Source organism: Novosphingobium sp. BL-S-19 (assembly GCF_055521675.1).
In genome coordinates this window covers 514,652-540,932 of record NZ_CM145498.1, presented here as the reverse complement: position 1 = coordinate 540,932, position 26,281 = coordinate 514,652, and the positions used below count along the sequence as shown (strand labels likewise).

The window sequence follows — 26,281 nt, the reverse complement described above, 5'->3', positions numbered from 1 at the left end:
ATTGCACAGGTCTGCGCGCATGACCATAGTTTCGGCACAGGTCCACCAAGGGCCGGCGAGGGAGGGACTCGTGCCAAAGATCGATATCGACGCCATCGCGCCATCCAACCGCACCGGCTATCCGGCCCCGTTCGACCGGCCCGTGGCAGGCCGCTGGTACCGCCGACTGGCGCCAACGGGCGGCTTGACCGAAATGGGCGCCAGCCGCGTGGTGCTGAAGCCCGGCGCCTGGTCCAGCCAGCGGCACTGGCATGATGACGAGGACGAACTTCTGGTCATGCTCTCGGGAGAGGCGGTGCTGGTCGAAGATTCGGGCCGCACCGTGATCCGCGCGGGCGACATCTGCGCCTGGCCCAAGGGCGTGACGAACGGCCATCACCTGATCAACGAAAGCGATGCGGACTGCGTGTTCGTGGCCGTCAGCGCGGGCAATCCCGAGGGTTCAGGCGCCTATTCGGACATCGACATGAAGTTCGACGGAGACGGGTACTTTCACAAGGATGGCACGCCGTACCCCACCGAACGGATGCGTTAAGCCATCATCACGTCTCAACACTATCGTCATCCCCGCGAAGGCGGGGATCCCGCTTTTTCGTCTACCTCTACGCTGCGTCGCAAGGAAGCGGGGCCCCCGCCTTCGCGGGGGCGACGAGATAGATTGGAACGGGGGAGCGGAGATGCTCAGCCCAGCGCTTCATCCAGCATCTTGGCCAGACGCAGGCCGGCCTGCTGGATACGCTGGTCCACGATCGGGATCGCCGCTTCGATCGCGGCTTCGTTCCACGTCGCCTTGGCGTCCTTCACGTCACAGGGAAGCTTGCCACCGTAGGCCGCCGGATAGATCACGTCGCGGCTGATCTCCCACGATTCGCGGGCCCAGTCTTCGGTCTTGCCGGTAGCGAGGCGGGCCTTCTCTTCGGCCGAATAGCGGCGCACCAGCGGCGGATTGGCGGAACTGATCGCGCGTTCGGCCATCAGACCGTCCCACACCGAATGCAGGTTGAAGCCGGTGGCATCGCCATAGCCGCTGTCCACCTTGTTGCCGCCCTGATCGGCATTCTCGCCCACGTGGAGCGGCTGGTGCACATCACCCACGAAGTGCGTGACGAGGATCAGTGCCTCAAGCCTCATCGCGGGGGCCAGCTTGCGGTCTGCCAGCAGGCGGGCGTTGCGGTCGATCTGTGCGGTGACGCAGTTGCCGTCGCGGCAGTCTGCCTTGAGGTCAAAGGTGCCGCAGACCGGCTGATCGTGATAGTGCCACGAGGACATGAACGCGAAGCGCCAGCGCTCGTCCTTGTTCTTGATGCAGTCTGGCCAGACGGCAGCATCCTCGAACGTCTTCGCGCTGCATTCGGGCGTATCGAGTTCGCCCTGATGGCGCAGCAGCGCGGCGATCTGCGCGCGGGTGGCGGGCTTCACGTTGTCCAGCGCGATGGCGGCAACGGTGCGGTGCCCCAGCGCGCCCCAGGCCATGGCGGGCGTGGCAAGCGCAGAGGCGGCAAGGCCAGCCATGGCGGCCAGCGTCATTACGATCTTCTTCATGGGGAATTTCACTTAATCGGCGTTTCGTACTGTTCGATGACCCATTGCTCGGTCTGGGCGGCATTGATCCACTGCTGCATCCACTCATGCTCCCACACGGCCTCCATATAGGCCTGTGCGAAACCGGGGACGCCGATGCCATAGGTCAGGAAACGGCTGACGACCGGGGCGTAGAACACGTCGGCCGCGCTGAAGGTGCCGAACAGGAACGGCCCGCCGCGCCCGAAGCGCGCGCGCGCCTCTGCCCAAAGGGTGAGGATACGCACGATGTCCACGCGCACGTCATCGCCCAGCGTCACCCCCTCCACCCGCATGCGGATGTTCATCGGGCAGGCGCGGCGCAGCGCGAAGTAGCTGGAATGCATTTCGGCAACCATCGATCGCGCCATGGCGCGGGCATCGTCGCCCTTGGGCCAGAAGCGGTCGCGGCCCACTTTGTCGGCCAGGTATTCGACGATGGCCATGCTGTCCCACACGACCGCGTCGCCATCCCACAGGATCGGCACTTTGCCGTGGCTGGGGGCAAGATCGTCGGAAGTGCGCTGCACGTCCCATTCCTCGCCATAGAGCGGGACGGTGATCTCCTCGAAATGGAGGCCCGACTGCTTGCACGCCAGCCAGCCGCGAAGCGACCAGCTGGAGTAGTTCTTGTTGCCGATGATCAGCTTCACTTACGCGGATTCCCCATAGGTCCAAGTCCGAGGTCCAAACCCGGGGCCTATCGGTTCAGCCCCGACAAGTCGAGAATGAACAGCGACTCTTTTATCCGGACTGACGTCCGGAAGCGGCACCGGCCCACTCCCCCACCCGACCACCCACGAGTGTATCCTGATGGGTGGTCGGGTGGGGGAGTGGGCCGGTGCCGCTCAAAACGGCCGGATGGCCGTTTTGCCCGACCGCAAGGTCGGACAGGGACTTTATCGCAAGCCATTCGCGGATGCGAATGGCGCACCCATCAAAAGAGTCGCGTGATCTCGTAGAACAGCGCGCCGACGACGGCGCTAGCCGGGATCGTCACCACCCAGGCCACGATCACGCGGCTCGCGACCGACCAGCGCACCGCGCTGGCGCGGCGGGCGGCGCCGGTGCCGACGACGGCGCCGGTGATCGCGTGGGTGGTCGAAACCGGAATGCCCATGGCGCTGGCGCCGAACACCACGATCGAGCCCGCAGTGGAAGCGCAGAAGCCGGAGTGGTGGTTCAGCTTGGTCAGCTTCGAGCCCATCGTCTTGATGATCTTCCACCCGCCCGACAGCGTACCGATGGAGATCGCCGCGTAGCAGCAGATCACCACCCATTCGGGCACGTGGAAGCCGCCCTGAAGGTGGCCGGTGGAATAGAGCAGCACCGCGATGATGCCCATCGTCTTCTGCGCATCGTTACCGCCGTGGCTGATGGAATAGGCGGCGGACGAGAACAGGTGCAGCGTCTTGAAAATGCCGTTCGACTGGCGCGGGGTGGTGCCCCGGAACAGCCACGAGGTCACCAGCATCATCAGCATCGCGATCAGGAAGCCCAGCACCGGCGAGGCGACGATGGCGATCAGCGTCTTCACCGTGCCGTCCGATTCGACGACGCCCGGCCCGGCTGCGGCAACGCCCGCGCCCAGCAGGCCGCCGATCAGCGCGTGGCTGGACGAGGACGGAATGCCCTTGATCCAGGTCAGCACGTTCCAGAACATCGCGCCGACCAAGGCGCCGAACACCACGGCGGGCGTCACCGCATCCTTGTCGATGATGCCCTTGCCCACCGTTTCGGCGACGTGGAGGCCCATGATCCAGTAGGCGGCGAAGTTGCCGAAAGCGGCGAACAGCACCGCGACGACCGGCGAAAGCAGGCGCGTGGCGACGACCGTGGCGATGGCATTGGCGGCGTCGTGCAACCCGTTCAGGAAGTCGAACGCGAGCGCGAGCGCGACAAGGCCGATCAGCAGCGGCAGGGCAAGCGTGTGTTCCATAGGGGGATCTGACCGTCAGGCGTGATCGATGACGAGACCGTCGATCTCGTTCGCCACATCCTCGAAGCGGTCGACCACGCGCTCGAGGCGCTTGAACATCTCCTGGCGGACGATGAAGTGCAGCGCATCCTTGCCACTATCGGCCTTGAACACGCGCTTCAGGCCGGCGGCGTGGATCGCATCGGCATGGCCTTCCATGCGCACCAGGCGTTCGGTCAGCTCATGCAGGCGATGGCCGTTGTCGGCGATCTTGCGCAGCAGCGGCATGATCTCCGCCGTCAGGCGCGCGGCGTCGACGATGATCGCCGCCATGTCGATCATTTCCGGTTCGAATTCGGAAACTTCGTAAAGGTTCACCGCCGTGGCCACCTGCTGCATCTCGTCGATGGCATCGTCCATCGTCGTGATCAAGCTGGTGATCGACGAACGATCGAACGGCGTCAGGAAGGTGCGGCGCACGGTCTGCAGCACTTCGCGAGTGATATTGTCCGCGTCGTGTTCACGCTCCTCGATCTCGCGGATGTGCTGCGCGCGGCCGGCGCCGCCCTGTGCCAGACGCGCCAGCGCATCGGCACCGGCGACGAGCGTCGCGGCCTGCTGTTCGAACAGATCGAAGAAATTGCCCTGCTGCGGAAGCAGCTTCTGGAACCAGGCAAACATTGTATTGATCCCTGTCTTGTCGGCCATCCGGTCAGCCATCGCGCCGATCATGCGCGCGGGGCTGGCGGCGGCGCGGAACTCGCGCGCACCGAAGGACCGGATCAGCGCGCGAAGATCCTCTTCGTCGACCGCCTTAGCGGCGTCGGCGAGTGAGAACCAGCGGCGTTCGCGCTGATGCTGTTCGTCCCACGAGTCAAGTTCTTCGGTGACGGCGAAAGGAAATACGTCGACATCCGCCCAGACCGATGCGCCCGATGCCCGCTGCTTGCGATAGCGGTAGGATCCCAGCGGAACCGGACAGGCGGCGCCCAGCACGCCTGCTTCTTCCTCCGCCTCGGCAGCGGCAGCGGCATGGGGGAGGTAGCCCTTCATCAGCCCGCCCTTGGGAATCACCCAACGGCGCGTGCTGCGCGAGGTGATCAGCAGGATCTGGATCGGCGCATCGACCGCGGGGCCGACGGTGCGATAGGGAAGAACGGCGATCTGGCGCATGGCGAGTCTCCTTTCTTCTCTGACGCGCGACCGCGTGCCCCTAGGGGAAGCGGGCCGGTCACGCAATCGTCACATACCAGGTTTTCCGGAGTGTACCGGCCAGGGTCAGGCCAAGGTCAGGCCCTGGAGGGTCCGCAGATGCCGATGATGGCACGATAGTGCGATGGTATCTAGACGCCGCCACGGCGGCGCGGTTGAGGACAAGCGATTGATGTGAGGAGAAATCTTGGGCGGAGCGAAAACTCCATGCCCCCACTCAATCAACCGAACCGTCGCCCCCGCGAAGGCGGGGGCCCCGCTTCCTTTTTCCTCGCCGCCCAAAGAACAAGCGGGGTCCCCGCCTTCGCGGGGACGACGGAGTGGTATTGCGGAAAGTTCGCGTGCGGGGCCGGGCGAAACCCAACCCCGGTCCGATCACCAATCGTCAGATGAGCGAATCGGCGAAGACCGCCGCACGCAATTCGGCGATGCCGAGGCCCTTTTCCGAAGAGGTGACGTGCACCTCCGGATAGGCGGCCGGATGCTTGCGCGCCTCGGCAATGGTCTCGGCGTGAACCTTTTCCAGTTCGCTCGCCTTGATCTTGTCCGCCTTGGTCAGGACGATGCGATAGCCGACGGCGGCCTCGTCCAGCATCTTCATCATGTCGGCATCGACATCCTTCACGCCGTGGCGCGAATCGACCAGCAGCAGCGTGCGCTTCAGCTCTACGCGGCCGCGCAGATAGTCGCGCACGAGGCGGCGCCAGGTCTCGACGACCTTGGGCGGTGCCTTGGCGAAGCCATAGCCGGGCATGTCGACAAGGCGGAACTGCAGCGGCTCGCCCACGTCGAAGAAGTTCAGTTCCTGCGTGCGCCCCGGCGTCACCGAAGTACGCGCGATCGCCTTGCGGCCGGTCAGCGCGTTCAACAGCGACGATTTGCCGACGTTCGAGCGGCCGCAGAAAGCGATCTCCGGCTCACCCGATTCGGGCAGGAACTTCAGCGCGGGCGCGCTCTTCAGGAACGTTACCGGTCCTGAAAAGAGCTTCCGTGCCTGTTCGATCAGTTCTGCCTGTTCTTCTTCCATGTCAGCCTCAGGCCTTCTTCTCGCGGTCGCGGGCACGGGCCTTGTCCTGGGCTTCCTTTTCCTGCTGCGCCTTCAGCTGCGGATGCATCACGTAGAGCAGCTTCTGCTGACCGATCGCGAGCAGGTTGGAAGTGATCCAGTAGACCAGCAGGCCCGAGGCGAACGGCGCCATGATGAACATCATGAACCAGGGCATCAGGGCGAAGACCTGCTGCTGCGCCGGATCCATCTGCTGCGGGTTCAGCTTGAACTGCAGGTACATGGTCACGCCCAGCAGCAGCGCCAGCACGCCGATGCCAAGGAAGGCCGGGGGCGTGAACGGCAGCATGCCGAACAGGTTCAGGATGTGCAGCGGATCGGGCGCCGAAAGGTCCTTGATCCACAGCACGAACGGCTGGTGGCGCATTTCGATCGCCAGGTTCAGCACCTTGTAGAGCGCGAAGAACACGGGAATCTGCAGGAACATGGGAAGGCAGCCGGCAAGCGGATTGACCTTCTCCTCCTTGTACAGCTTCATGATTTCAAGCTGCTGCTTTTCCTTGTCGTCCTTGTAACGCTCCTGGATCGCCTTCATCTTCGGCTGGATGGCGCGCATCGCGGCCATCGAGGCGAAGCCGCGCTGGGCCACCGGGAACATGATGCCGCGCACGATGGCGGTCAGCAGGATGATGGCGACGCCGAAGTTGCCGACGAGCGCGAACAGCTTCACCAGCAGCCAGAAGATCGGCTTTTCGAACCAGCGGAACCAGCCCCAGTCGATGGCGAGGCCGAAGTTGGCGACGCCCGCCTTCTCATAGGCGTCGAGCACCGCGTGCTCCTTGGCGCCGGCGAACAGCATGGTCTGGCGGCTGAGCGTCTGGCCCGGCTGGACCACGCTCTGTTCGTAGACGGCGTCGGCACGGAACAGCTGGTTGCCCAGCGAACGGAACGAGCCGGTGGCCTTGCCATTGTTGGCGGCGTTCACCGGGATCACGGCCGACATCCAGTAGACGTCGGTAAAGCCGATCCAGTCCACCTTGCCGGCCGGGTCCTGCGTGCCCGCGCCGACGAGATCGTCGTACTTGGGTCCGAACACGACGGAGCCGTCGAACGCGCCGATGCCGCCGGTGCGCAGCGTCCACGCATAAGCGGCGGCGGTGCGGTTGGTGCGGTTCACGAAAGCGAAGGGCTGCACCGTGACCGGCGCCTGGCCCTTGTTGATCACCTGCTGGTCGGCCGTGATCATGTAATTGTCGTCGACCTTGAAAGTCAGCGCATAAGTCTGGCCCTGGCCGTTGTCCCAGGTGAGCGTGACGGGCGTGGCCGGCGTCAGCTTGGCGCCTGCAGGCGCGGTCCAGACGGTCTGGGCATTGGGCGCGGCGTTACCCTGGCCGACCCAGCCGAACTGCGCATACTGCTGCGCCGGCGTGCCGGAGGGCGAGAACATGCGGACCGGGCCGGAATCCTTCTCCACCGTCTCACGATGGCGGTTGAGCACCAGATCGTCGAGCAGCGCGCCGGTCAGGTTGATCGAACCCGAAACGCCCGGCGCCTGGATCGGCACGCGGCCGCCCTTGGTCAGTGCGGTCTTCAGGTCCTGCCGTTCCAGCGCAACGTCGTCCGCGTTCAGCAGGCCGCCTTCGCGGGTGGGCTTGGCGGCGTTGGTCGGGGCCGGGTTCGCGGCGGTCTGCTCGACCTTGGCGGGCTTGTTGGCGTTCGGATAGAAATGATTGACGCCGGCCTGCCAGCCGAAAAGCACGAGCGCGGTCAACACGACCGCCAGAATGATGTTGCGCTGGTTATTCACGAAGGCTTTCCTGTCGTAATCCCGTCGAAGGCGGCGGCCGCGCGAGGGCTTTGGCCGCTACCTCAATTCATGTCAGTCCGGCACCGGGTCGTAGCCGTGCCCACCCCAAGGCTGGCAGCGCAATAGACGCTTGAACGCCAGCCAGCCACCCTTAATCGCACCGTGCTTGCGCACCGCAATGATCGCGTACTGCGAGCACGAGGGCGAATAGCGGCACGACGGCGGCAGCACTTGCGAAGGGCCCAGTTGCCACGCCCGGGCGATACCGATCAGCAGCAGCCCCGGAAGACGCGCGAACAAGGCGAACACGCGCTTCACTTGCGGGGCTTGCCCTTGCGGCCGCGATGGCTGCGCGGCGGATCGCCCTTCCCGGCCTGAGCCCGGCCCAGCGCCACCCGCAATTCCTCGCGCAGCAGCGCGAAATCGCGCTCCACCCCGCCTTCGCGTCCGATCAGCACGTGATCGGTATCGGCAAGGCCGAGTTCGGGCAGAAGTTCGCGCAGCAGTGCACGAAAGCGCCGCTTCATGCGGTTGCGCACCACCGCATTGCCGATCTTCTTGGTGACGGTGATACCCGCCCGCTGCCCCTGGCCGTCGTTACCCTTGGCCAGGAGCACGAATCCGGGCCGCGCCACACGAAGGCCGCCATTGGCCGCAACGAAGTCGGCACGGCGGGTCATGGTGGAATAGGCGGCGGTCATGTCAGCCGGCAGATAGGGTGCGGGACTGCAAAGTACAAACGGCGGCGGCCCGTGCCGCTACCCGATTCCTCACCACGCAACACAGCATGCGAGGGATCGGATAGCGGCACGGGCCGGTGCCGCATCCAGCCGTTAAGCTGGAAAAGTCTCGATTAGGCCGAGAGCTTCGAACGGCCGCGGGCGCGGCGCGCACGAAGAACCTTGCGGCCACCGACGGTCGCCGTGCGGGCGCGGAAGCCGTGACGGCGGGCGCGGACAAGGCGGCTGGGCTGGAAAGTGCGCTTCATGACGGTCCTCGAAAATCCGAACAAAAGAGGCCGCCCGACCGGGACGACCGCAAAACAGAGCGCGCCGATACTGGAGCGCCGAAGCAGAGTCAAGCAAAGCCAGCCTCTTTCGGCCGTCAAACCGGGCGGCACCGCGATTCTTTTCATGCGGCGGCTATTCGGCAACTACCTCCTATGGGGATCGCCGGATAGCCATGCGTGCCCAAGCCTTGCGGGCAAGGGGCATGATAGACTCGGTCCGTCAGATCAACCGGAGCGGCGGAAACGGGGCAACGATGAAGGAAGACGATCAGGTCGGCGTGTTGGTGGGGTGGTCGTCGCAGACCTTCGGGCCGAATCTGATCCTCGACCTTCAGACTTTCGAGCGTTCGTCATGGGATAGCGGCGACGAACCCGAAATCGCGCGGATCTACATGACCCGCAATCAGGCCGCAGTCCTTGCCAATCACTTGTTCGCAATCAGCGGAACCTCACCCCCGAAGCGACCGCAAGGTCGATTCGGCCGGCTCTTTGGCTAGGCGGCGAATCAACCCGGTCCAGCGAGACCCAGCGATTCATTTCCCCCGCGCCGAACCACAGCGCCGATTCGAACGGCACCGAATTGGTCATCGCGTAGAAGGCCCGCGCCTCGCCTTCGTCCATGCCCATCTGGCGATAATAGTCCAGATATCGGCGGTTCTCCGGCCCATCAGCCGAATAGTCCTTCGCCTCGCGCCCCGAATCGTCGATCCAGGAATGGACCGCGAACTCCGCGCCGTCGTCGGCATACCGCCGGGTTCCGGCCAGAAACAGTTCGACCGCGCCGGAGCGGACCGAGCCGCCATCGGGCACATGGGTGGCAATGCCGCGCGCCCGGATCATCCGGCCCAAGCGCAGATTGGCGAAGTCATCCTCGGTACCCGGGCATTCGATCATCTCGATTTCGGCGATTGCCGGCCAATCGCGCAGCATGGCGGCGAACTGGGCGGGGCTGCGCGAATCGGTGACGTCCACCAGCGCGACATGGCGCGCATCGATCACGCGGAACGGACCGTAGCGGGCAACGCCGCGCGGGATAGGGGCGGGCTGGGCCTGCTGCCAGGCGATATCGACCAATCGCTCGCCGCCGACGAAAGGCTCCGCCTCGTCAGCGATCACCGCCACGGGCTGCTGCACGTAGCCCGGCTCCTCGAAGAGTACCATTTCGTAAGGCAGCGTGGGCGCAAGTGTGGGCGCCGAGGCCGCCTCCTGCGCGCAAACGGAAACGGCGCCCAGCGGCAGCAGGGCCATGAGCGGTGCAAGCAAGGCAGCTACGATCGTACGCATGTGCCAAAACTGCGCCGCAAGTCCTTACCCAAGCCGTGAGACTTGCGGTTAAAACGGTGTAACGATTGGCCTGGGTAGCGCTTTGAATATCGACAGTGCCGGGGGGCAGTGTCATTCGGTGGATGTACCTAGTTCATCCGTCGTTTTTCCTGAGAGCCAAGGGTCCTTCGTGGTCGCACTCGTTTCGACCGTCGCCTACCTGGGGTTGGAGGCGCGCCCGGTCGAAGTTCAATGCCAGGTGGCGCCGGGAATGCCCGCGTTCACCCTGGTCGGCCTGCCCGACAAGGCAGTGGGCGAAAGCCGTCAGCGCGTCAGCGCGGCGCTGACGGCGATGGGCCTTGCCCTGCCGCCCAAGCGCATCACCATCAACCTCTCCCCCGCCGATCTGCCGAAAGAGGGCTCACATTACGACCTGCCCATCGCGCTTGCCCTGCTGGCGGCGATGGGCGTGGTCGATGCCGAGCAATTGGCCGATTTCGTGGCGGTGGGCGAACTCGCGCTGGACGGCCGCGTTATCCCTTCCCCCGGCGTGCTGCTCGCCGCGATTCACGCCAGTTCGTTGGAGAAGGGACTGATCTGCCCCGCCGCGCAAGGGACAGAGGCGCGCTGGGCCGAAGGCGTGCCGGTGGTGGCGACGCCCAACCTGATCAGCCTGCTCAATCACCTGAAGGGCACGCAGGTCCTGCCGCCGCCCCCTGTCGGCCGCGCTGATCCGCCCGTCGGCGGCCCGGACCTGAAGCAGGTGAAGGGGCAGGAAGTCGCCCGCCGTGCACTGGAAATCGCCGCCGCCGGATCGCACAATCTGCTGATGAGCGGCCCTCCGGGCGCGGGGAAATCCCTGCTCGCCTCTTGCCTGCCCGGCATCCTGCCCGAACTGACGCCGGCAGAGGCGCTGGAAGTCTCGATGATTTCCTCGGTCGCCGGCACGCTGGAGGAAGGCCGCATCAGCCGCGCTCGCCCGTTCCGCTCGCCGCACCATTCGGCATCGATGGCCGCGCTGACCGGGGGCGGCCTGCGGGTGCGGCCGGGCGAAGTCTCGATGGCGCATCTGGGCGTGCTGTTCCTCGACGAACTGCCCGAATTCCAGCGCGCGGTGCTCGATTCGCTGCGCCAGCCGCTCGAAACCGGCGAGATTTCGGTGGCGCGCGCCAATGCCCATGTCACCTATCCGGCGCGCGTGCAGCTGGTGGCGGCGATGAACCCCTGCCGCTGCGGCTATCTGTCCGACCCGGCCCTCGCCTGTTCGCGCGTACCCAAGTGCGCGGCCGACTATCAGAGCAAGGTCTCGGGACCGCTGCTTGACCGCATCGACCTGCATGTCGAGGTCGATCCGGTGCGCGCCGTCGATCTGGCCCTGCCTCCGCCCAAGGAAGGCAGCGCCGAAGTGGCCCAGCGCGTTGCCCGCGCCCGCGCCGTGCAGACCGCGCGTTTGGACGGCACCGGCAAGCGCACCAATGCCGAACTCGACGGCGATCTGCTGGATATGCACGCCACGCCCGACGAGCCCGGCCGCAAGCTGCTGATGCAGGCGGCGGAGGCGATGCACCTCTCGGCACGCGGCTATACGCGCATCCTTCGCGTGGCTCGCACGATTGCCGACCTTGCCGGCGCCGCCGAAGTGGGGCGGGTGCATGTGGCCGAGGCCTTGAGCTACCGACGGCAGCCGCCGAGAGGCTGATCGGCGGCTGCGACCGGCATCCTGATACCCCGTCCTAATGCTTCGTCCTAATACCTAATCCCATGCTTCGTCGTCCCCGCGAAGGCGGGGATCCCGCTTTTCTGGCGCCGTGGAGACAAGGAAGCGGGGCCCCCGCCTTCGCGGGGGCGACGGATTTGGTGTTGCGCGGGTTTGGAGTTTCCCATGCCCTCGCAAACCCAAGCCCGCCTAAACGATCGTCTGCGTCGAATGTCCGCCAGCAACTTCCCTTCCCTTCTGCGCTCCCAACTGGCATCGCCCCGCACATGACCTCGCAGACCGACCGCACTGCCCTTCTTGCCGGCCTTTCGATCATCGTTGCGCAAAGCTCGATCAACCTGGGCGCCGCCTTCGCCAAGAGCCTGTTTCCACTGGTCGGGCCCGAAGGCGTTGCCGCTCTGCGCACGACGATTTCGGCGCTGATCCTGCTCGCCATCGCCCGCCCGTGGCGCGTGAAGATGACGGCGCGGCAGTTGAAGTGGCTGCTGCTCTACGGCGTGGTGCTCGGTTGCATGAATCTAGCGATCTACTGGGCGATCCGGCGCATTCCCATCGGCATTGCCGTCGCCATCGAGATCTGCGGACCGCTGAGCCTGGTGCTGGCAAGCTCACGCTCGGTGAAGGATTTTCTGTGGCTGGCGCTGGCGGTAGGCGGCATGGCGCTGCTGATCCCGTGGGAGGGCAGCGCGCACGCGCTCGATCCGCTGGGCATCCTGTTCGCGTTGGCGGCCGCGACTTGCTGGGCGCTCTATATCCTGTGCGGGCGGCGCGCTTCGGAAGTCGGTGGCGCCGTTGCAGTGTCGGTGGGCATGGTGGTGGCCTGCTGCATCACGATACCGGTCGGCCTCGCCTCGGCCCCGCACAGTCTGCCCTTGCACGCCTTGGCGCTCGGCGCGGTCGTGGCGGTCCTCTCCAGCGCGCTGCCCTATGTGCTGGAAATGCGGGCGATGCGCCAATTGCCCAGCCGCATCGTCGGCCTGCTGAGCAGCATGGCGCCCGCATTAGGCGCCATCGTCGGCTATCTGGTGCTGGATGAGCGTCTGAGCGCCCTGCAGTGGCTGGCCGTCGCGATGCTGATCGGCGCCAGCGCAGGCTGTTCGCTGGCCTCGCGCCCGCCGGTCGCGCAGGCGCGCGACGATGTGATGGCTTAATCTTCGAAATCGAGCTGGCGCAGCACTTCCGCCACCACGCGCGGATCGCTGGCAAAGCCCAGGTGCGAACACCGGATCGCCACGGCCCGGTCTCGCTCGCCCGGCCAGCCGCAGGCCGAGCGCGGGTGAATCACGCCATCGCGCGGGCTCCACAAGGCGACGGTTGGCACCGGCGGCTTGGCGGTGAAATCGCAGTCGATCGGCGGCGCGCTGACCGAGTGGCCGGTGACCATCTGATAGGCACGCCAGGCATTGTTGGCACGCGGATCACCTGAGAACGGCGTGCCCATGGTGATGACCTTGGACACGCAATCGGGCTCCCGCCGCGCAATCTCCCGCGCGAACAGGCCGCCAAGGCTCCAGCCGACCAGCGCGACCGGGCGCTTGTGCTGACGTGCCAGCGCGCCCACGCGGCGCATCAGGAACGTAAAGTTCTGCTGGTTCGGGCCGAGATTGAGGCCAAGGCCCCATTCGTGAACATCATGCCCGGCCTCGGCCAATGCCTCCGCCATCGGGCGCATCCGGTTGGGATGCGCGCCGAAGCCGGGCAGGAGCATGATCGGCTGCGGATGCAGCGCCTTCTCCACCGCGATCCGTTTCTTCCCGCCGCGCCGCAACGACGCGAGTTCGGCCAGGAACAGACGCAGCGAAGGCTTGCGCACGCCTTCGGGATGCGGCTCACGCGCCAGCGCTGCGCGGCGCGCGATGGCGCTGCGCATCATGTCGATCTGTCGCGGAGCGGATCCGTTCACTTCAATCCTTCAACTTGCTGTCGGCCACTCTATCGGCAATCGCCCACGCGAGCGGTCTTCATATGCATCGCCATCGTCATCTCGCCCATCGGCGCGGTGCCGCCGGACATGTTCATGTTCACCGTCACGTCGGAACCCTGCTCGCCCACCGTGCCGGCCAGCTTGATCGTGGCCGTTCCCTGATCGGCGGACTTGCAATCCATCTGGGCATCCAGCCTGCCGCCATCAACCTCGAACCGCGAATAGGAGCATTCACGGCCCTTGCCGATATTGTCGAACATGTCGCGATAGCCTTTGTCGGCCTCCGCCTGGGTCAGGCAAAACTCGTTGACCTGCCCCTTGGCCATCATCGTCTTCATCTGCGCGGCCGCCTCGCTGGGCATGCCGGGTACGTCCATCTTCGTGATCTCTACCGTCTGCCGGTACTGGCCGGGCTTCGGGCGCTGCAACTGGGCGGCTTCCTGCTTCACTTCGTCCATCGACTTCGCCTCGCCGGACTTGCCCTGTTCCTTGGAGCCACAGGCAGCCAGAGCCAGCGCCGCGCATACAACCGAAACCGCCATGATCCGCTTCATAGAGTCGAGACCTTTCGCACCAGACCAAAGAGGTGAGGAAGTATCATCGACGCGCCCTTCCCGCGAGTCCCCTCCCACGAGACATTGCGGGCACGGGCGATATACCCCATATGTTCTCCCATGGCAGAGCTGATCATCCGCCGGGGCCTTGAGGAACCGGACACTTCGGGCACGTTCGTCCCCCACAAGCCGGCACGTCCCGACAAGTCGATGCCTGGCAGGCCCTTCAAGGTCGTCTCCGAATACGAACCCAACGGCGACCAGCCCACCGCCATTGCCGACCTCGTCTCCACGGCGGGAGAAGGCGAGAAGACGCAAGTGCTGCTGGGCGTCACCGGATCGGGCAAGACCTTCACGATGGCGAAGGTGATCGAGGAGCTGCAACGCCCGGCGCTGATCCTGGCGCCGAACAAGATCCTGGCCGCACAGCTCTATGCCGAAATGAAGGACTTCTTCCCCGAGAACGCGGTCGAGTACTTCGTTTCCTACTACGATTACTACCAGCCCGAAGCCTATGTCGCCCGGTCGGACACCTACATCGAGAAGGAAAGCTCGGTGAACGAGGCGATCGACCGCATGCGCCACTCGGCCACGCGCGCGCTGCTGGAGCGGGACGACGTGATCATCGTCGCCTCGGTCTCATGCCTTTACGGCATCGGCTCGGTCGAGACCTATTCGGCGATGATCTTCGACCTGAAAACCGGGGACACGCAGGACCAGCGCGAGATCATCCGCAAGCTGGTCGCCCTCCAGTACAAGCGCAACGATGCCGCCTTCACGCGCGGCACCTTCCGCGTGCGGGGGGACAATCTGGAACTGTTCCCCTCCCACCTTGAGGACACTGCCTGGCGCATCTCGTTCTTCGGGGACGAGATCGAGGAGATTGCCGAGTTCGATCCGCTCACCGGCAAGAAGGGCTCGGTGCTCGAAAAGGTGCGGGTCTATGCGAACTCGCACTACGTGACGCCCGGGCCGACGATGAAGCAGGCGAGCGAGGCGATCCGCTTCGAACTGACCGAGCGCCTGAAGGAACTGGAAGCCGAAGGCCGCCTGCTGGAAGCCCAGCGGCTGGAACAGCGCACCAATTTCGATCTTGAGATGATCGCCGCCACCGGCAGCTGCGCGGGGATCGAGAACTATTCGCGCTTCCTCACCGGCCGCCTGCCCGGCGAGCCGCCGCCGACTCTATTCGAATACCTGCCAGACAACGCGCTGCTGTTCGTGGACGAAAGCCACCAGACGGTGCCGCAGATCGGCGCAATGTCGAAGGGCGACCACCGCCGCAAGATCACGCTGGCCGAATACGGCTTCCGCCTGCCGAGTTGCATCGACAACCGCCCGCTCCGCTTCAACGAGTGGGACGCGATGCGCCCGCAGACCATCGCCGTCTCTGCCACGCCCGGCCATTGGGAGATGGAAGAATCGGGCGGCGTCTTCGCCGAACAGGTGATCCGCCCGACCGGCCTGATCGATCCGCCGGTGGAAATCCGCCCGGTCGAGGATCAGGTGCAGGACTGCATCGTCGAGTGCAAGACGACGGCGGAGCGCGGCTATCGCACGCTCGTCACCACCCTCACCAAACGCATGGCGGAGGATCTGACCGAGTTCATGCATGAGGCTGGCGTGCGCGTGCGCTACATGCACAGCGACGTCGAGACGCTGGAACGCATCGAACTGATCCGCGATCTGCGCATGGGCGTCTATGACGTGCTGGTGGGCATCAACCTACTGCGTGAGGGGCTGGATATTCCCGAGTGCGGGCTCGTCTGCATTCTCGATGCCGACAAGGAAGGCTTCCTGCGCAGCGAAACCTCTCTGATCCAGACCATCGGCCGCGCCGCGCGCAACGTGGATGGCCGGGTGATCCTCTATGCTGATCGCATGACCGGCAGCATGGAACGCGCGATCGCGGAAACCGACCGTCGCCGCGCCAAGCAGGAAGAATACAACACCGAGCACGGCATCACCCCGCAGACGATCAAGCGGCGCATCGCCGACATCGTGGCGGATACCGCCAGCCGCGACGGCGTGCTGGTGGACATCGATGCCGAGGGCCAGAACAACCTCGTCGGCCACAACTTGCGCGCCTATATCGAGGATCTGGAAAAGAAGATGCGCGCCGCCGCCGCCGATCTGGAATTCGAGGAAGCCGGCCGCCTGCGCGACGAGATCCGCCGTCTGGAAGCCAGCGAACTCGGCATACCGGACGATCACAAGAAAGCACCCATCGTCGGCCGCAGCAATGAGGGCAAACCCGGCACGCGCAAGACGCGGTATGGCAAGATGCAGAAGAAGTGGGGGAAGTGACCGGCTACCAGCCGTAAACGCCCGCCTTCGCTTCGCGATCGATGTCCCCTAAAACAAGACGCCCGGGGCCTGCCGTGGCAGGCCCCGGGCCAGTCTCAGGATCGAATTTCGCCGATCCCTCGGGTCGCAAATCCGTTTTGGACGGAATGACCTGCGACGGCATACCACGTTCATGGTAGCCGCTCTGAGCACGAGTGCTCGTTAACAGTACTTGTTAAGTAGTTTTACAGGCGGCATGAAGGTGTTGTGCCGGGAAACAGGGAATTCCGCAGTGACGCGGAAGTGGTGGGCAGCCTCTTCGCGCGTGCACCCTTCGAAAAGGAAGGCTGGGACATTGCGCTCCAGGCTTTGCGTGACGCTACGGGCTCTTCGCGGGCACAGTTGCTGGCCTTGGGCAGTCGATTCCAAGCCTTCAATTGGGCGACCGACACCCCTCCCGAATACGAAGCGGAGTTCATAGCGGCCGGCGGATTGCGTCCCGATATTAACTACCGCGTCGGCGCCACCCGACCGCCGATGGAACTAACCTGGGAGGCGCATTATGATCAGGTGCGCCAAAATGGGACAGGCGAAGCCTACCTGGAGCACGTGCGCAAGTACGATGCGGAATTCGGCGCGCAGATCGTGCTCAGCCAGCGGCCCGGTGTCTTCTTCGGCCTTGCGGTGCTGCACGGGCCGGCGGAAGGCCGCACGACCGAGGCGCAGCGCGCCGTGCTGGAGGCGGTCGCGCCGGACGTGCTGGCCGCGATTCGCATGCAGGACGCGATCGAGCATCAGGGAATAGCGCTGCTGCGGGGATCACTGGAGGCGTTCCACAGCCCGGCGATCCTGCTCGATGTGTTGGGCAAGGTCTGCGATGCCACCGAATCGGCGCGCAACCTGCTCGGGCCCGGCACCCTGCAAGTACGCGGCGGCATGTTGCGCGCACCCAGGCCCGATCTGGACCGTCTGCTGCAAGGCCGCATCGCCGCCGCGCTTGCCGGCAAGGGCGATGACCCGGCCGACCTCTGGCTTCGGTCCGATAACGGGTTGCTGCTGGTGGATGTGCGCACGCTGCCCCGGCAGGACTGGAGCTTCGGCTTCGCGCCGCGCGTGATCGTCACCCTCCGCGCCCCGCTAGGCCCCGCGCGGGCGCAGGCGCGCACGATCGGATCGGCCTTGGGGCTGACGCTGGCCGAAGGCGAAGTGGTGGCGCTGCTGGCCCATGGCCATTCGCGCCAGCAGGTTGCGAATCTGCGCGGCGTCAGTGTGCAGACAGTCATCAGCCAGTTGCGCACGATCTTCCAGAAGTGCGGCGTCAATCGTGAGGCCGAACTCGTCGCACTTGCACGCGCCGTCATGGAAATGGGGCCGCGCTAGAAGCACTTGCGCCTTCCGTGTTACTTGTCATGCGCTGGCCGCAATCGCTTCTGTACACTTTGCACTGTACGCGGCGAGCGGACGGCGCGACTGGCTCGCTCGGAAAGTCACAATTGAAGAGGTTGCCATGCGGATCGAATGCCCGGAAATGCGTTCCAAGATCATGCCTGCCGAAGCGGCTGCCCGCCTCATCACCAGCGGTTCCACCGTGGGCATGAGCGGCTTCACCGGTTCGGGTTACCCCAAGGCGGTTCCCCTCGCACTCGCGGCCGAGATCGAGGCCGAACACGCCGCCGGACGCCAGTTCCGCGTGCGCATGTGGACCGGTGCCTCCACCGGGCCGGAGCTTGACGGGGCGCTGGCCAAGGCGGACGGCATCGAATTCCGCCTGCCCTACAACTCCGATCCCATCGCCCGTGAACGCATCAACAAGGGCGAGATGAACTACTTCGACATGCACTTGTCGCAGGTGGCGCCGATGGCCTGGCAGGGCTTCCTCGGCCCGCTGGACACCGCCGTGATCGAAGTGGCCGGCATCCGCGCCGACGGCAGCCTGATCCCGTCCTCCTCGGTCGGCAACAACAAGACCTGGCTGGACCGCGCCTCCAAGGTGATCCTCGAGGTGAATTCGTGGCAGAACGAGGCGCTGGAGGGGATGCACGACATCTACTACGGCACCGCCCTGCCCCCCAGCCGCGTGCCGATCCCGCTGGTGAAGCCCGATGACCGTATCGGTTCGCCCTACCTCAAGGTCGATCCCGCCAAAGTCGTCGCCGTGGTCGAGACCGACCGGCCGGACCGCAACGCCCCGTTCAGCCCGCCGGACGAGAAGGCCAAGGCGATCGCCGGCCACATCCTGGAATTCCTGCAGCACGAAGTGAAGCTGGGCCGCCTGCCTTCGGCGCTGCTGCCGATCCAGTCGGGCGTGGGCAATATCGCCAATGCCGTGCTGACCGGCCTTGTCGACGCGCCGTTCGACAGCCTGACCTCCTACACCGAAGTGATCCAGGACGGCATGCTCGACCTGCTGGACTCGGGCAAGCTGCGCATGGCCTCCGCCACCGCGTTCTCGCTGAGCCCCGAGGCGGCCGCCCGCGTCAATGCCGATATGGCCCGCTACCGTGACAAGATGATTCTGCGTCCGCAGGAAATCTCCAACCACCCCGAACTGATCCGCCGCCTGGGCTGCATCGCCATGAACGGACTGATCGAGGCGGATATCTACGGCGCGGTGAACTCCACCCACGTCATGGGTTCGCGCATCCAGAACGGCATCGGCGGTTCGGGCGACTTCGCGCGCAATGCCTATATCTCGATCTTCATGACGCCCTCCACGGCGAAGGGCGGCAAGATCTCGGCCATCGTGCCGCAGGCCAGCCATGTCGATCACATCAATCAGGACGTGCAGGTGATCGTCACCGAGCAGGGCCTAGCAGACCTCCGCGGGCTCAGCCCCAAGGAACGCGCCGCGGTGATCATCGCCAACTGCGCGCACCCGGACTATCGCCCGCTGCTGGAAGACTACTACGCCCGCGCGCTGAAGGGTTCCTACGGCCTCCAGTCGCCCTCGCTGCCGGGCGAAGCGCTGTCGTGGCACCAGCGGTTCATCGAAACGGGTTCGATGCTGCCGTAACTATTTGAAAACAGAAATCCCACCGATCCCGCTCAGGCTGAGCCTGTCGAAGCCCCATAGGCGTGGCGCAAGGCTGCCATCCTTCGACAAGCTCAGGATGAGCGGGCGGTGGGAACGGGGGTGGCCGGTTGAACCGCCAGTTACCCAGGAGATGTGACCGCCTATTTTTAGGTAGTCACACTCTTGCCGTATACTATTTACCCGTTCTAAGCATCGGCCCCATCGGCGCCCCGATCGCGGGCGCGAACAACAAGGGGTCGTACTTCCCGATGCGTACCGTTTCCCTCGCTTGCGTGGCGCTTTCGCTCGCCCTCGCCGCAGGCCCCGCCGCCACTTACGCGGCCGACAAATCCGACAAGCCCGCCGCCGACGCCAAGGATGAGAAGAAGGACGATAGCCAGCTCGCCCCCTTCCCCGAGGCGAAGTCGATCAAGCAGTCGGCGGTGATCGGCGGCAAGACCGTCAACTACGTCGCCACTGTCGGTTCGCTTCCGGTGAAGGACGAAAAGGGCAAGACCATCGGCGAGGTGGTCTACACCGCCTATACCGTGCCCGGCGCCCCCACCAATCGCCCCGTCACTTTCGCCTTCAACGGCGGCCCCGGCGCGGCCTCGGTCTACCTGAACCTTGGCGCCATCGGCCCCAAGCGCGTGCAGTTCGGCGCGCAGGGCGATGCCCCGTCCGACCCGGCCGTGCTGCGCGACAACCCGAATTCGTGGCTGGACTTCACCGACCTAGTCTTCATCGATCCGATCGGCACCGGCTTCTCGCGCAGCCGCGTCGATGCGGAGGCGACCAAGAAGGCGTTCTACACGTCCGAGAACGACATCAAGTACCTCAGCCGCATCGTCTATGACTGGCTGAACGCAAACGGCCGCCTGACCAGCCGCAAGTATCTGGCTGGCGAGAGCTACGGCGGTTATCGCGTGCCGCGTCTCGCCTATTATCTGCAGACGCAGATGGGCGTGGGCATCAATGGCATGACCATGGTCTCGCCCTACCTCGATCCGCCGGCGATCGGCCAGGACGACGCGCTTTCGCCGCTGCCGTGGATGATCAACCTCCCCGCGATGGCCGCCGGCCACCTCGAGCGCGAAGGCAAGCTGAGCGCCGAGAACATGGCGCCGATCGAGCAGTACCTGAAGACCGAGTTCGTGGCCGACTTCCTCGCCGGCCCGAAGGACAAGGCCGCGACCGACCGCCTTTCGGCGAAGGTTGCCGAGATCACCGGCCTCGACCCCGCACTGGTCCGCCGCATGGACGGCCGCGTCGACATCGGTACCTATCTGCGTGAGATTCGCCGCGATCAGGGGCTGGTCGGTTCGGTCTACGATTCGAACTTCACCGCGTTCGACCCGTTCCCGGCCAGCGCCCGCGCGCAGTACGGCGATCCGCTGCTGACCACGCTGATCGCGCCCACCACGTCCGCCATGGTCGATTTCGTGACGCGTCAGGTCGGCTGGAAGGTCGACGCGCGCTACAACGCCCTGTCGTTCGAAGTGAACGAGGCGTGGGACCGCGACAACAGCGACAACCCGGTGAAGGATCTGCGTCAGGCGATCTCTATCGACCCGAAGATGACCGTGGACATCGTCCATGGCTGGGACGACCTTTCGTGCCCCTACTTCGGATCGCGCCTGATCGTCGGCCAGATGCCCGAATTCGGCCGCGCGGACCGCGTGCGCCTGCACATGTACCCCGGCGGGCACATGTTCTATTCGCGCACCGACAGCGGCGCGGCACTGCGCCACGACATCATGGAAAGCTATCGCGCCGGGGCGTAAGTTTCAGGAGCGGCCTTCGCGCCGCTCCTTCCAGCCACGAAAAAGGGGCCGCGCCAGCGAAGGCACGGCCCCTTTTTGTTGCCAGGCCAGCCGATCAGAGCTTGCCGAACTTCGCCTCGTAATCGCCGGTGTCACCGCTGGCGAGCAGCCGGGCCTGTTCCACCCAGTTGTCGCGGCGCGGGCGGCCGGCGAAAGCGCCAAGCTTGCCGTCCAGCGCATCCAGATCGGCATCGCTCCACGCGGCGATCTGGTCGTAGCGGGTGATGCCCATCGCATTCAGCAGGGTCAGCATCTTCGGGCCAAGGCCCTTGATCTTGCGCAGATCGTCCGTAGCGCCGGTCACGATCGGCGACGTCGGCGCGGCGGCAGGAGCCGGAGCCGGTTCCTCAGCCGGTTCGGCAGCGATGGTCTGCGGCGGCGTATGCGGCTGGGCGTCATCCACTTCGGCCTGCGCGGCGACGGCGATCACTTCGCCGATCCCGGCCATCGTGCCGGCCATTGCCGGCGGATCGATATGCACGGGCGCCGTAAACTGCGCGGCGGGCGGGGCATCGTCTATCAGGGCTTGATTGCGCTGCGCGGGCGCGGCGCCTTCGTCCAGCACGTCCGGCCGGCGATCGCGGGCGACGGGTTTCGAAGCCCGCGCAAACAGCCAGTAGGCGACGACGATGCCGATCAGCAGGGCGGCGATGAAGACCAGCCAGTTGGCCTGGATCATTTGCAGCACGAAACTATCCCTTCCGGTTCCATACGAGCCAGCCGATGCCGAACCCCGCAAAGTAGGTCAGCAGCACCGAAACGGCCATTTCAAGCCATAGCGGCATGGGCGGCTCCTTTCATAGTCTTTCCCGTGCCCGGAAGCATCAGCTGGGCCATCAACTGGGGCCAGGCGTATCGATCGGCGTCGGCTTTACCGGGGCCGATGCGATCACGGAAAACTCGATGCGGCGATTGGCCGGGTCGTGCGGATCCAGTCCGGGGATCGGCGATTTCGGGCCGACGCCTGTCGCGCGCAGCCCGTCGGCCGGAATGCCGCGCCCGATCAGCGCCCAGCGCACCGCCTCTGCCCGCGCGCGCGATAGCGCCACGTTGGCCTCCGGAATGCCGCCGGCATCGGTATGGCCGGTCACCGCGATGATGCTGCCCACGCAAGGGCGCAGCGCCTGCGCCACTTCGTCCAGCAGGCGCACGCTGGCCGGATCGATCTGCGCGCTCGCCTCGGTAAAACGGATGGACCGGGTGGCGAGGATCGCCTCCACATCGTCCTGGCAGCGCAATTTGGTGGAGCCCTTGTCCTGCCCGGCCCAGCTGATCCCGCCGATCCCCGGCACTTCGGAGACGGCGGCGGCCACGCGTGTTCGGGTGGCGTCGTCCAGCCCCTGACCGCCCGACAGGACCGGATGGCGGGTGATCCAGCCGTAGCGGTCACGGAAGTTCAACACCACACCGCGCCCACCCGCCGCATCGCGCACGGCCACGGCCTGCTGCTCAAGCCCGCGCACGAAATCCGGTCCTTCCATGCGGGTGGCAATGAAGGACAGGGCAAGGCTGAATGCGGCGCCGGCGGCGACGATGGAAGCACGGCGAGGATTCATGGGATCAGCTTAGGCCGTCTTCGCCTTCTGGAACAGCTTGCGGTCTTCCGGTCCGAACGCCTTTTTCCAGATCACCAGGAAATAGGATCCCAGGATCGCGGGAATGCCGAAGGCCAGTTCCGCCCATTCGGGCAGGAATTCGGTGGCGAGGTAGCCGATGATCACCGCCGGAACCGCCGCCCAGACCAGCGCCCAGCGCCAGTTGTTGATCGGTTCGCCCAGGAACTTGGCCAGCATGTTCGATTTCACCAGCGAGGCGAAGCCCAGCGAGACCATCAGCGCCGCCGCCGCCGTCGCCGCCTGATAGAGCGAATTGTAGCCCCAGTGCTGCATCAGCAGGATGCCGCCGAAGGTCAGCACCGCCTGCACGCCGATGGTGACGATGGAGACGATCAGGTTGCGCATCTTCGCCACGTAGATCAGCGCCGCTTCGCTGACGACAGCCGTGGCCGCCACCACTTCGGCCGCCAGCAGGAACGCCAGTGCGCCGGTGCCGCCCACGAATTCGCGGCCCACAAGGCCCATCACGCCCTCGCCCGGAAGCCCCAGCGCCAGTGCGATCCCCGCCTGCGCGGCAGTGATCCAGAAGCCCACCTGACAGACCTGCCGGGCAATCGCGGCATAGTCCTTTTCCTTCAGGTTGCGGGTGATCACCGGGCCCAGCACAGGTTCGAAGCTGGTTTTCAGCTTCTGCGGCAGGCTGGCCACCTGTTGCGCGGCGTAATAGACACCGACCGCCGAGGACGGCGCCAGAAAGCCCAGCAGGAACAGGTCAACGCGGCGCGTGCCCCATTCGATGGTGTCCGCCAGCGCAATTGGCGCCGAACGCAGCGCCAGCTTGCGCATCTCACGCGGCTTCGGCCGCCAGCCTCGCGGCAGCCCATATTCGCGCACGAAGGGAATGAACGCGGTGAGCGCGGCGGCAAAGATCGAGCCGATATAGGCGATCGACAAGCCGCTGTGCGGGGCGATCCAGATCATCGCGCCAGCCAGGATGGAGATCGTCCACGGCTCGACAATCGCGCGCGACCACACGGTGGGGGTCACCCGCAGGCGATAGGCCAGCGCCGCAAGCCAGATTTCCGTCATCGTCAGCGGCGGGATGGCGATCACCATCATGCGGTCGATCTCGGTATAGTGGCCGCCCGGGAACATCGGTGCAGGCACGAACCAGAAGAACACCGCCGCCGCCACGCTGGCCAGCACGGCCAGAATCGTGCCATCGGCAATCACATTGGCCGGCTGTGTCTGGCCATCAATGTTCGAAAGGCGCAGCGCCAGACCGCGCTTTTCACCCATCGTGCAGATCATCGAGGTGAGTTCGATCACCACCAGCGCCGAGGCGAAACGGCCCAGCGCGGCCGGGCCGTAGACCGAAGCGCGGCCGGCGATGAACAGGAACGGGATGCGCGCGGCTAGGCGAAGGAAGAAGCCGAACAGGTTCGTCCGCCCGCCCTTGGCAAGCGCGGCGATATCGTCGCGCTCTTTTTCCTGCCGGATGACGTCGTCGTGGGCGGTAATGCCGTCGGTCAAAGAATCGGCTCCTGCTCGGCACGCAGGGGGCGGGCGAGGATGCCACTGACCACTTCGGCGGCGGGTGCCTTGCCTTCCAGCAGGCGGCAGACGGCTTCGGCAATCGGCATTTCAATGCCATCGCGTCGGGCCAGATCGACCAGCACCGGCGCGGTGGCGGCGCCTTCGGCCACGGTGGCCTTGCCGGACAGCGCCTGCTGCGCGGTCTGCCCCTCACCCAGCGCAAGGCCGAGCGAGAAATTTCGGCTGGAAGTGGACGAACAGGTCAGCACAAGGTCTCCAAGGCCGCAAAGGCCCGACAGCGTTTCCGCCCGCGCGCCGCGCGCAAGGCCGAAGCGCAGCATTTCGGCATAGCCGCGCGCGATCAGCGCCGCGCGCGCGTTCTGGCCGAGCCGGAGCCCTTCCACCACGCCGCAGGCAATCGCCAGCACGTTCTTGATCGCCCCGCCGACTTCCGCGCCAATGACGTCGTCGGAATAGTAGGGCCGCAGTGCCGGCCGTGCGATCAGCGGCGAAAGTCGCTCCCACTGCGCACGACCGCCCGAACAGGCGAGGGTAACAGCGGTGGGCAAGCCCGCGGCCACTTCATGCGCGAAAGTCGGGCCGGACAGCACGGCGATCTCGGCGCCGGGCACGGCCTCTGCGGCGACTTGCGCCATCAGGCGGCCCGATCCGGCCTCGATCCCCTTGGCGCAGAGCACCAGATCGCGCTGAGCCCCGGTGAAGCCCAGCGCGGGAAGCTGCGCGAGTACGCCGCCCAGAAACTGCGCGGGCACGACGGCCAGCAGCGCCGGCAAGGCGGCCAGTTCGGCGAGATCGGAAGTCGCCCGGACGCCGGGCGCCAGCGTGGCGGCGGGCAGATAGACGTCGTTGCGGCGGGTGTCGTTGATACGCGCGGCGAGGTCCGGTTCACGCGTCCAGAGCAGCACTTCGCTGCCGTCTCCGGCTGCAGCCTGCGCCAGCGCGGTGCCCCAGGCGCCCGCGCCGATCACGCCGATAGGCGCGCTCATGCCTTCACCCCCGCACCGCGCACGGCGCCGGCTTCGGGATCGAGCGGCCAGCGCGGCCGTGCAGCGACATCGAGCGGGTCGGACTGGCCGAGTGCGAAACGCTCCACCCCGGCCCAGGCGATCATCGCTGCATTGTCGGTGCAGAGCGCCATCGGCGGCGCCACGAAATCGAGATCATGCCCGGCAGCCAGTGCTTCCAGCGCGCCCCGGATCGCCTTGTTGGCGGCGACACCGCCCGCCACGACCAGTGCATTGACCTTATCAACGGAAGCCAGCGCCCGCTTGGTACGGTCGATCAGGCAGTCGATCGCCGCCTGCTGGAAAGAGGCGGCGATATCGGCATCGCTGTACTGGCCCGACTGCTTGGCGCGCATCACCGCGCTCTTGAGCCCGGCGAAGGAGAAGTGCGGCTCGTCCGAACCCTTCAGCGGGCGCGGCAGCGGCACTTTCTTCGCATCGCCCTCCAGCGCCAGCCGCTCCATCGCGGGGCCGCCCGGATAACCGAGGCCCAGCAGCTTGGCGGACTTGTCGAAAGCCTCGCCCAGCGCATCGTCGATGGTGGTGGCCAGACGGCGGAACTTGCCGACGCCTTCCACCAGCAGGATCTGGCAGTGCCCGCCCGAAACGAGCAGCAGCATGTACGGATATTGCAGATCGCCATCGGCCAGACGCGGTGAGAGGGCATGACCTTCAAGGTGGTTGACCGCGATCAACGGCTTGCCCGTCGCCATGGCCAGCGCCTTGGCAGTGACGAGGCCTACCATCACGCCGCCGATCAGGCCCGGCCCGGCGGTGGCGGCAATCGCGTCCACCTGGTCCAGCGTCATGCCGGCATCGGCCAGCGTCGCCTCGATCAACGGCGCAAGACGCTCGGCATGGGCGCGCGCGGCGATTTCGGGCACGACACCGCCATAAGGCCGGTGCGCCTCGTCCTGCGAGGCGATGCGCTGCGCAAGGATCGTGCGGTCGCTGGTTACCAGCGCTGCCGCAGTCTCGTCGCACGAGCTTTCGATGCCCAGTATCGTGGTCATTATCGTATTACCCTGAACGGCCCTTCCACTGGACGACATTGGCGGGTAGCACAACCCGC

The 26,281-nt window shown here is 65.7% G+C and carries 24 protein-coding genes; 7 read left to right on the top strand and 17 right to left on the bottom strand.

What is annotated here, in order from left to right:
- Nucleotides 1–70 precede the first annotated feature (70 nt).
- Entirely contained in the window at nucleotides 71–535 is a 465-nt protein-coding gene (locus ACZ1JV_RS10860; protein ID WP_465151570.1) for a cupin domain-containing protein, read from the top strand.
- 146 nt (nucleotides 536–681) lie between these two features.
- Here ACZ1JV_RS10860 and ACZ1JV_RS10855 read toward each other — a convergent pair whose 3' ends face one another.
- The 10 genes from ACZ1JV_RS10855 to ACZ1JV_RS10810 form a co-directional block, all read right to left on the bottom strand.
- Nucleotides 682–1,542 carry a S1/P1 nuclease gene (locus tag ACZ1JV_RS10855; RefSeq protein WP_465151569.1) on the bottom strand — a complete coding sequence of 287 codons (861 nt, stop codon included), beginning with the start codon at nucleotides 1,540–1,542 and terminating at the stop codon, nucleotides 682–684.
- Between the two features lie 8 nt (nucleotides 1,543–1,550).
- Nucleotides 1,551–2,213 carry a glutathione S-transferase family protein gene (locus ACZ1JV_RS10850; protein ID WP_465136364.1) on the bottom strand — a complete coding sequence of 221 codons (663 nt, stop codon included), beginning with the start codon at nucleotides 2,211–2,213 and terminating at the stop codon, nucleotides 1,551–1,553.
- Between the two features lie 284 nt (nucleotides 2,214–2,497).
- Complete coding sequence (locus tag ACZ1JV_RS10845) at nucleotides 2,498–3,499, bottom strand: anion permease (protein ID WP_465136365.1); 1,002 nt, start codon at nucleotides 3,497–3,499, stop codon at nucleotides 2,498–2,500.
- Between the two features lie 15 nt (nucleotides 3,500–3,514).
- Nucleotides 3,515–4,651 carry a DUF47 family protein gene (locus ACZ1JV_RS10840; RefSeq protein ID WP_465136366.1) on the bottom strand — a complete coding sequence of 379 codons (1,137 nt, stop codon included), beginning with the start codon at nucleotides 4,649–4,651 and terminating at the stop codon, nucleotides 3,515–3,517.
- 424 nt (nucleotides 4,652–5,075) lie between these two features.
- The gene (gene yihA, locus ACZ1JV_RS10835) at nucleotides 5,076–5,717 is read right to left on the bottom strand and encodes a ribosome biogenesis GTP-binding protein YihA/YsxC (protein WP_465136367.1); all 642 of its coding nucleotides are present in this window, start codon (nucleotides 5,715–5,717) and stop codon (nucleotides 5,076–5,078) included.
- 7 nt (nucleotides 5,718–5,724) lie between these two features.
- Nucleotides 5,725–7,503 (bottom strand): membrane protein insertase YidC, encoded by a 1,779-nt coding sequence (gene yidC / locus ACZ1JV_RS10830; protein ID WP_465151568.1) that lies wholly within the window; start codon nucleotides 7,501–7,503, stop codon nucleotides 5,725–5,727.
- Between the two features lie 72 nt (nucleotides 7,504–7,575).
- Nucleotides 7,576–7,812 carry a membrane protein insertion efficiency factor YidD gene (gene yidD, locus ACZ1JV_RS10825; protein ID WP_465151567.1) on the bottom strand — a complete coding sequence of 79 codons (237 nt, stop codon included), beginning with the start codon at nucleotides 7,810–7,812 and terminating at the stop codon, nucleotides 7,576–7,578.
- A gap of 5 nt (nucleotides 7,813–7,817) precedes the next feature.
- On the bottom strand, nucleotides 7,818–8,204 hold the full coding sequence (gene rnpA, locus ACZ1JV_RS10820) for a ribonuclease P protein component (protein ID WP_465136370.1): 387 nt from the start codon (nucleotides 8,202–8,204) through the stop codon (nucleotides 7,818–7,820).
- Between the two features lie 152 nt (nucleotides 8,205–8,356).
- Complete coding sequence (gene rpmH, locus ACZ1JV_RS10815; RefSeq protein ID WP_086494189.1) at nucleotides 8,357–8,491, bottom strand: 50S ribosomal protein L34; 135 nt, start codon at nucleotides 8,489–8,491, stop codon at nucleotides 8,357–8,359.
- A 459-nt stretch (nucleotides 8,492–8,950) separates the two neighbouring features.
- Nucleotides 8,951–9,796: an alpha/beta hydrolase gene (locus tag ACZ1JV_RS10810; protein WP_465151566.1), complete on the bottom strand. Its 846-nt coding sequence runs from the start codon at nucleotides 9,794–9,796 to the stop codon at nucleotides 8,951–8,953.
- A gap of 169 nt (nucleotides 9,797–9,965) precedes the next feature.
- On the opposite strand from ACZ1JV_RS10810, the gene ACZ1JV_RS10805 reads away from it, so the two are divergent.
- Both ACZ1JV_RS10805 and ACZ1JV_RS10800 read left to right on the top strand, forming a co-directional pair.
- Nucleotides 9,966–11,474, top strand: a complete 1,509-nt coding sequence (locus tag ACZ1JV_RS10805; protein ID WP_465151565.1) for a YifB family Mg chelatase-like AAA ATPase — start codon at nucleotides 9,966–9,968, stop codon at nucleotides 11,472–11,474.
- A gap of 284 nt (nucleotides 11,475–11,758) precedes the next feature.
- Entirely contained in the window at nucleotides 11,759–12,643 is an 885-nt protein-coding gene (locus ACZ1JV_RS10800) for an EamA family transporter (RefSeq protein ID WP_465151564.1), read from the top strand.
- On the opposite strand, the gene ACZ1JV_RS10795 is transcribed toward ACZ1JV_RS10800, so the two are convergent.
- Both ACZ1JV_RS10795 and ACZ1JV_RS10790 read right to left on the bottom strand, forming a co-directional pair.
- Nucleotides 12,640–13,365 carry an esterase/lipase family protein gene (locus ACZ1JV_RS10795; protein ID WP_465152546.1) on the bottom strand — a complete coding sequence of 242 codons (726 nt, stop codon included), beginning with the start codon at nucleotides 13,363–13,365 and terminating at the stop codon, nucleotides 12,640–12,642. The genes ACZ1JV_RS10800 and ACZ1JV_RS10795 overlap by 4 nt on opposite strands.
- 59 nt (nucleotides 13,366–13,424) lie before the next feature.
- Entirely contained in the window at nucleotides 13,425–13,958 is a 534-nt protein-coding gene (locus tag ACZ1JV_RS10790) for a DUF3617 domain-containing protein (RefSeq protein WP_465151563.1), read from the bottom strand.
- Between the two features lie 132 nt (nucleotides 13,959–14,090).
- Between ACZ1JV_RS10790 and uvrB the strand changes: the two genes are divergently transcribed.
- The 4 genes from uvrB (at nucleotide 14,091) to ACZ1JV_RS10770 (ending at nucleotide 21,053) form a co-directional block, all read left to right on the top strand.
- A complete protein-coding gene (gene uvrB / locus ACZ1JV_RS10785; protein WP_465151562.1) occupies nucleotides 14,091–16,277 on the top strand; it encodes an excinuclease ABC subunit UvrB in 2,187 nt (728 codons plus the stop codon).
- A gap of 246 nt (nucleotides 16,278–16,523) precedes the next feature.
- Nucleotides 16,524–17,636, top strand: a complete 1,113-nt coding sequence (locus tag ACZ1JV_RS10780) for a helix-turn-helix transcriptional regulator (protein ID WP_465151561.1) — start codon at nucleotides 16,524–16,526, stop codon at nucleotides 17,634–17,636.
- 127 nt (nucleotides 17,637–17,763) lie between these two features.
- Nucleotides 17,764–19,269 (top strand): acetyl-CoA hydrolase/transferase family protein, encoded by a 1,506-nt coding sequence (locus ACZ1JV_RS10775; RefSeq protein WP_465151560.1) that lies wholly within the window; start codon nucleotides 17,764–17,766, stop codon nucleotides 19,267–19,269.
- Between the two features lie 269 nt (nucleotides 19,270–19,538).
- On the top strand, nucleotides 19,539–21,053 hold the full coding sequence (locus ACZ1JV_RS10770; RefSeq protein ID WP_465151559.1) for a S10 family peptidase: 1,515 nt from the start codon (nucleotides 19,539–19,541) through the stop codon (nucleotides 21,051–21,053).
- A 94-nt stretch (nucleotides 21,054–21,147) separates the two neighbouring features.
- Here ACZ1JV_RS10770 and ACZ1JV_RS10765 read toward each other — a convergent pair whose 3' ends face one another.
- The 5 genes from ACZ1JV_RS10765 to tsaD all read right to left on the bottom strand — a co-directional run bounded on the left by ACZ1JV_RS10765 (nucleotide 21,148) and on the right by tsaD (nucleotide 26,222).
- Nucleotides 21,148–21,771 carry a hypothetical protein gene (locus ACZ1JV_RS10765; RefSeq protein WP_465152545.1) on the bottom strand — a complete coding sequence of 208 codons (624 nt, stop codon included), beginning with the start codon at nucleotides 21,769–21,771 and terminating at the stop codon, nucleotides 21,148–21,150.
- A 157-nt stretch (nucleotides 21,772–21,928) separates the two neighbouring features.
- The gene (locus tag ACZ1JV_RS10760; RefSeq protein WP_465136380.1) at nucleotides 21,929–22,648 is read right to left on the bottom strand and encodes an OmpA family protein; all 720 of its coding nucleotides are present in this window, start codon (nucleotides 22,646–22,648) and stop codon (nucleotides 21,929–21,931) included.
- A gap of 9 nt (nucleotides 22,649–22,657) precedes the next feature.
- On the bottom strand, nucleotides 22,658–24,181 hold the full coding sequence (locus tag ACZ1JV_RS10755; RefSeq protein WP_465151558.1) for a lipopolysaccharide biosynthesis protein: 1,524 nt from the start codon (nucleotides 24,179–24,181) through the stop codon (nucleotides 22,658–22,660).
- Nucleotides 24,178–25,191: an NAD(P)H-dependent glycerol-3-phosphate dehydrogenase gene (locus tag ACZ1JV_RS10750; RefSeq protein ID WP_465151557.1), complete on the bottom strand. Its 1,014-nt coding sequence runs from the start codon at nucleotides 25,189–25,191 to the stop codon at nucleotides 24,178–24,180. Before ACZ1JV_RS10750 ends, ACZ1JV_RS10755 begins: the two co-directional genes overlap by 4 nt.
- Nucleotides 25,188–26,222 (bottom strand): tRNA (adenosine(37)-N6)-threonylcarbamoyltransferase complex transferase subunit TsaD, encoded by a 1,035-nt coding sequence (gene tsaD / locus ACZ1JV_RS10745; RefSeq protein ID WP_465151556.1) that lies wholly within the window; start codon nucleotides 26,220–26,222, stop codon nucleotides 25,188–25,190. The genes ACZ1JV_RS10750 and tsaD overlap by 4 nt, the downstream gene beginning before the upstream one ends.
- Nucleotides 26,223–26,281: the final 59 nt, after the last annotated feature.

Excerpts from the sequence above, each read along its gene's own strand:
- ACZ1JV_RS10770 (WP_465151559.1), top strand. The coding sequence starts at position 19,539 with ATGCGTACCGTTTCCCTCGCTTGCGTGGCGCTTTCGCTCGCCCTCGCC.
- ACZ1JV_RS10795 (WP_465152546.1), bottom strand. The coding sequence starts at position 13,365 with ATGATGCGCAGCGCCATCGCGCGCCGCGCAGCGCTGGCGCGTGAGCCG.
- ACZ1JV_RS10845 (WP_465136365.1), bottom strand. The coding sequence starts at position 3,499 with ATGGAACACACGCTTGCCCTGCCGCTGCTGATCGGCCTTGTCGCGCTC.
- rpmH (WP_086494189.1), bottom strand. The coding sequence starts at position 8,491 with ATGAAGCGCACTTTCCAGCCCAGCCGCCTTGTCCGCGCCCGCCGTCAC.
- tsaD (WP_465151556.1), bottom strand. The coding sequence starts at position 26,222 with ATGACCACGATACTGGGCATCGAAAGCTCGTGCGACGAGACTGCGGCA.
- rnpA (WP_465136370.1), bottom strand. The coding sequence starts at position 8,204 with ATGACCGCCGCCTATTCCACCATGACCCGCCGTGCCGACTTCGTTGCG.
- ACZ1JV_RS10840 (WP_465136366.1), bottom strand. The coding sequence starts at position 4,651 with ATGCGCCAGATCGCCGTTCTTCCCTATCGCACCGTCGGCCCCGCGGTC.
- ACZ1JV_RS10855 (WP_465151569.1), bottom strand. The coding sequence starts at position 1,542 with ATGAAGAAGATCGTAATGACGCTGGCCGCCATGGCTGGCCTTGCCGCC.
- ACZ1JV_RS10760 (WP_465136380.1), bottom strand. The coding sequence starts at position 22,648 with ATGAATCCTCGCCGTGCTTCCATCGTCGCCGCCGGCGCCGCATTCAGC.
- ACZ1JV_RS10775 (WP_465151560.1), top strand. The coding sequence starts at position 17,764 with ATGCGGATCGAATGCCCGGAAATGCGTTCCAAGATCATGCCTGCCGAA.
- ACZ1JV_RS10790 (WP_465151563.1), bottom strand. The coding sequence starts at position 13,958 with ATGGCGGTTTCGGTTGTATGCGCGGCGCTGGCTCTGGCTGCCTGTGGC.
- uvrB (WP_465151562.1), top strand. The coding sequence starts at position 14,091 with ATGGCAGAGCTGATCATCCGCCGGGGCCTTGAGGAACCGGACACTTCG.
- ACZ1JV_RS10750 (WP_465151557.1), bottom strand. The coding sequence starts at position 25,191 with ATGAGCGCGCCTATCGGCGTGATCGGCGCGGGCGCCTGGGGCACCGCG.
- ACZ1JV_RS10800 (WP_465151564.1), top strand. The coding sequence starts at position 11,759 with ATGACCTCGCAGACCGACCGCACTGCCCTTCTTGCCGGCCTTTCGATC.
- yihA (WP_465136367.1), bottom strand. The coding sequence starts at position 5,717 with ATGGAAGAAGAACAGGCAGAACTGATCGAACAGGCACGGAAGCTCTTT.
- ACZ1JV_RS10810 (WP_465151566.1), bottom strand. The coding sequence starts at position 9,796 with ATGCGTACGATCGTAGCTGCCTTGCTTGCACCGCTCATGGCCCTGCTG.
- ACZ1JV_RS10765 (WP_465152545.1), bottom strand. The coding sequence starts at position 21,771 with ATGATCCAGGCCAACTGGCTGGTCTTCATCGCCGCCCTGCTGATCGGC.